The organism is Streptomyces sp. NPDC007205 (assembly GCF_040634095.1).
Lineage (GTDB): Bacteria > Actinomycetota > Actinomycetes > Streptomycetales > Streptomycetaceae > Streptomyces.
Window position 1 is genome coordinate 1 of the sequence record NZ_JBEYEW010000128.1, and the last position, 3706, is coordinate 3706.

At 67.0% G+C, this 3706-nt stretch carries 2 protein-coding genes and 4 pseudogenes; 3 read left to right on the forward strand and 3 right to left on the reverse strand.

Annotated elements, in window-relative coordinates; all coding sequences use genetic code 11:
- Nucleotides 1-106: 106 nt before the first annotated feature.
- Nucleotides 107-683 (forward strand): annotated as a pseudogene (gene casA / locus ABZ624_RS42355) (type I-E CRISPR-associated protein Cse1/CasA); the annotation flags it as partial.
- Nucleotides 684-1393: 710 nt separating this feature from the next.
- Here casA and ABZ624_RS42360 read toward each other — a convergent pair.
- Together ABZ624_RS42360 and ABZ624_RS42365 are read right to left on the reverse strand one after the other, a co-directional pair.
- Complete coding sequence (locus ABZ624_RS42360; RefSeq protein ID WP_360100974.1) at nt 1394-2062, reverse strand: nucleotidyl transferase AbiEii/AbiGii toxin family protein; 669 nt, start codon at nt 2060-2062, stop codon at nt 1394-1396.
- On the reverse strand, nt 2059-2424 hold the full coding sequence (locus ABZ624_RS42365) for a hypothetical protein (RefSeq protein ID WP_360100977.1): 366 nt from the start codon (nt 2422-2424) through the stop codon (nt 2059-2061). Before ABZ624_RS42365 ends, ABZ624_RS42360 begins: the two co-directional genes overlap by 4 nt.
- 176 nt (nt 2425-2600) lie before the next feature.
- On the opposite strand from ABZ624_RS42365, the pseudogene ABZ624_RS42370 reads away from it, so the two are divergent.
- Together ABZ624_RS42370 and ABZ624_RS42375 are read left to right on the forward strand one after the other, a co-directional pair.
- Nucleotides 2601-2762: pseudogene (locus ABZ624_RS42370) on the forward strand (TetR family transcriptional regulator); the annotation flags it as partial.
- 58 nt (nt 2763-2820) lie between these two features.
- Nucleotides 2821-3545, forward strand: a pseudogene (locus ABZ624_RS42375) (IS6 family transposase).
- Nucleotides 3546-3614: 69 nt separating this feature from the next.
- Here the strand turns inward: ABZ624_RS42375 and ABZ624_RS42380 are convergent.
- Nucleotides 3615-3706: pseudogene (locus tag ABZ624_RS42380) on the reverse strand (IS6 family transposase); the annotation flags it as partial.

Below are 3706 nucleotides of genomic sequence, written 5' to 3' on the forward strand. Positions count from 1 at the left end.
TGGCGGATCCTCCGCAAGGCCAGACTCAGCCCGAACGCACTCACGTCAACCACAAAGGCCATCCTCACCCTGCAGGCTCACCGTTGAAAAGGCTCATTGTGCGTGGCTGCCGGTGCAGCTGCTGGACGGCGGCGAGACGGAGCTGTCCCTGCGCCAGGTCTTCGCGCACGCCGGGCGGATCTGCCGGCTGGCGGGTGATCTGCCCACCCAGGATTTTGATGCGGTTGCTTCTGGCGATCGCGTACGACGCCCTGGACGGGCCGGCGGACATAGAGACGTGGGCCGAGCTGTGGGAGGACGACGACCCGTTCGCTGCGGTGCCCGGCTACCTGGATGAGCACCGCCACCGGTTCGACCTGTTCCACACGCGCACGCCCTTCTTCCAGACGCCGGGGCTGCGCACGCCGGGCGATGAGGTGTTCTCGCTGAACCGGATTGTCGCGGATGTCCCCAACGGCGCCCCGTTCTTCACCGCGCGGTTTCCGGGAGTGCTGCGGATCGGTTTCGCCGAGGCCGCGCGCTGGGTGGTGCATGCCCAGGCGTATGACACCTCGGGTATCAAGACCGGCGTGGTGGGCGATCCGCGGGCCAAGAACGGCAAGGCCTACCCGCAAGGTGTGGCCTGGGCCGGCAACCTCGGCGGCGTGCTGGCCGAAGGGCCGACGCTGCGTGAGACGCTGCTCCCCGTCCGGGCGGGAGACCTGTTGATCGCGACGAGGAGCGCCAGTGTGAGGGGCGCCCACCACAGCGGTACGTCGTGGCGGGTGCGGATGATCTGCAACGCGGCGTTGCCCATGAGGACGAAGGAGAGCAGCGCGGCGCGTCGGGGCCGTCTGCGTCCTCTGCGGTACACCCGTGCCGAGCCGTCCTAGTCCATGGAGGCTCCCTCCCCAGCGCACCGGACGGTGGTGCGCGAACGAGGCGAGGCTACACCTCGTGTCCGGGGAGGTCACCAGGGGGTCGGCCCGGCGAGGAGGCTCGACAGAACAACCGGGTGTCTCCATGGCCTGCGGGTAGCACATAGTGGACCGACAACCCGCTTCCGTGCCTCACGAACGGACAGCCCCGCGTGACGATGGCGCACACTGCAACCTCCACCGAGCGCGTGCCTGGGAGGGCCTGGACGATCCGGCTCACCGGACGCAGTGACCGTTCTGCCACGGTCTCCTGCAGCAACACCGACTGCCGGATGCCGCCTCCCTCCAAGGATCTGGCGTGCTTGCGCCAGTTCGCCGCTCGGCACGCCGCTGCCCACGCCAAAGCCGCCAGCATCCGCCCTGGCGCCCGGTGCCACTGCGGCGCTCGAGGCTGTGCCTCGCACACGGAGGCGCGGTTTCGCTGTACTTGTCGCCGGAGCGACTGAAGCGACTGAAGGAGTTGACCGACGCCGCTGTTAGAGATCGTCGGGGTCCTGGTCACTCTCTAGACGTGCTCCGATGTCGGTGGCCCACTCCAGAGCCCACGTCCGCAGGGCATCGATCTGATCGGGCTGGAGGCCGTAGTCGGCGTAGTCCTGGTCATCCCACCATTCCGCGCCGGCGAGACGGTCGCGAAGGTCTTCCAGATTGAATTCGAACCGTGCGTGGCGTCGGCCTAGGTTCTCAAGGTCGGCCTTGGACCGGTGCTGGGATGCGGCGTGGACGTCGATCAGATCGCGCACCGCGCCTCTGTCGGCCAGCGCCCGAACCTTGGTTCCGATCACGTCATCCAGTGACAGCGGGCCGTACTCGCTGGACGTCGGTGGGTGCCAGAGCACCTCTTTCAGGACGTCGACCTCGCACTGTTCGCCCGTGCTGGGGTCGGTGGCGAGGAGCCGGCCGGAAAGCGCCCCAATCTCGATCTGTTCGACCTGCCAGCCACGCTCCGCGAGCCCGTGGCTCACGGAGCGGACGATCTCGCCGATCGGTGCGGGGTTCTCGGTGGCTACGTCGACGTCCTGGGAGAGGCGGTTGCCCAGGCCGTGAGCTTGGACCGCGTATCCACCGGTGATCACCAGCGGATACGGGGTCCCGATGTCGAGGACGTCGGCCAGGAGGCGACGGTGCAGGTTGGAGAAGTTCACGCGGCGGTGGCGGCCTTGTTTGTGGGCAGCTCGGGGAAGCGGCTCTCCCAGGCGTCGCGGAGGGGACGGCTGATCAGCGTACGCAGGAGGGGCCACTGGGCGATGAGCAGATCGCAGTTGAGGAACGCGATCAGGTCCTGACGCTGTCCTTCAGCCAGGACGGTGCGGTAGAGGCTCATCCGTGAGCGAGGCTGGCTCAGCCCGTACGAGCGACGCCCGGACCAGACTACGTGCAAGGGCAGGTCCACTGTGCCAGCCGACGGACCGACGAGCTCATCCAGTGAGGCGGGAAGCCGCAGTGCGTACTGCTCGCGCAACATCTCGTATGCGCTCGGCGCCGACGACGTGGAGGACACGGACATGCCTCTCATTATCGCGCCTCGGACAGCGCCTCGACTACGCCACGGTGCAGTCGCCGCCCCCGCGACGGTGTCTTCCGCTCGTATCACCAAGCTGGCAGTCACGGTGATCAAGGCTCACCCTGCACGTCGCACGGCCGAGGCTTGCCGACAGGCGCACGTCCGAAAATCCCTGATCAGAGGAGGCCGCCCGCACGGTGGAGCTGATCTTCGGCGTGGTGGCGGGTGCGGTGGTCCACCGCACCCTGGTGAGCGGCAAACCGGCGGACGAGGAGTGGGTACGCAGTTTCACCGAGGTGCTGCTGGGCGGACTCAGGGCAGGGCCCGCACCCACCTATTAGGGCTTGGTCTTGAGGGGTGGGGTGCGATGATCTTGGTGTAGATCGTCGGGGGAGGGGTCTGCTGGTGGACAGTGCTGCACCGTCGTACAAGGGCTTCCGGTTCCCGTCGGAGGTGATCGCGCACGCGGTCTGGCTGTATCACCGTTTCCCTCTGTCGTTCCGTGATGTGGAGGAGCTGCTGTTCGAGCGCGGCATCCAGGTCTCGTACGAGGCGATCCGGCTGTGGTGCGAGCGGTTCGGCCCGGCCTACGCCGCAAGGCTGCGCCGCCGGCAGCCCCGCCCGGGTGACCGGTGGCATCTGGACGAAGTTTTCATCAAGGTCAACGGACAGATGCGGTACTTATGGCGTGCGGTGGACCAGGACGGGAACGTGCTGGACATCCTCGTGACTGACAAGTGCGACACCCAGGCCGCGAAGCGCTTCTTCCGCAAGCTCCCCAAGGGCACCGGGACCCTGCCCCGTGTGATCGTCACGGACAAGCTCCGTTCATATGGTGCCGCCCGCCGGGACGTCATGCCGTCGGTCGAGCACCGCAGCTCGAAACATCTCAGCAACCGGGCGGAAAACCCCATACACCCACACGCGAGCGCGAACACGGCATGAAGGGCTTCCGCCACGTCGGCACCGCCCAGAGATTCCTCACCTCCTTCTCCCGGATCTCACCGCACTTCCGTCCCCGCCGGCACCTGATGACCGCCCCCGACTACCGCACCGAGATGACCAACCGCTTCACCATCTGGCACCAGATCACCGGCACCACACTCATGGCCACGACCGCCTGAGCCAGACACCGCCCGCACCACCGGCATACCCCAACTCACCTACCCCAGTAGCAACTTGACAAGCCCCTGGTGGCTGTTCCCGGCCCGGTTGTTCAGGCCCTTGTGTGAACGGTGCTCGACCGAGTGCATGATCCCGCGGTGCGTGCTTCCGTAACTCTTCA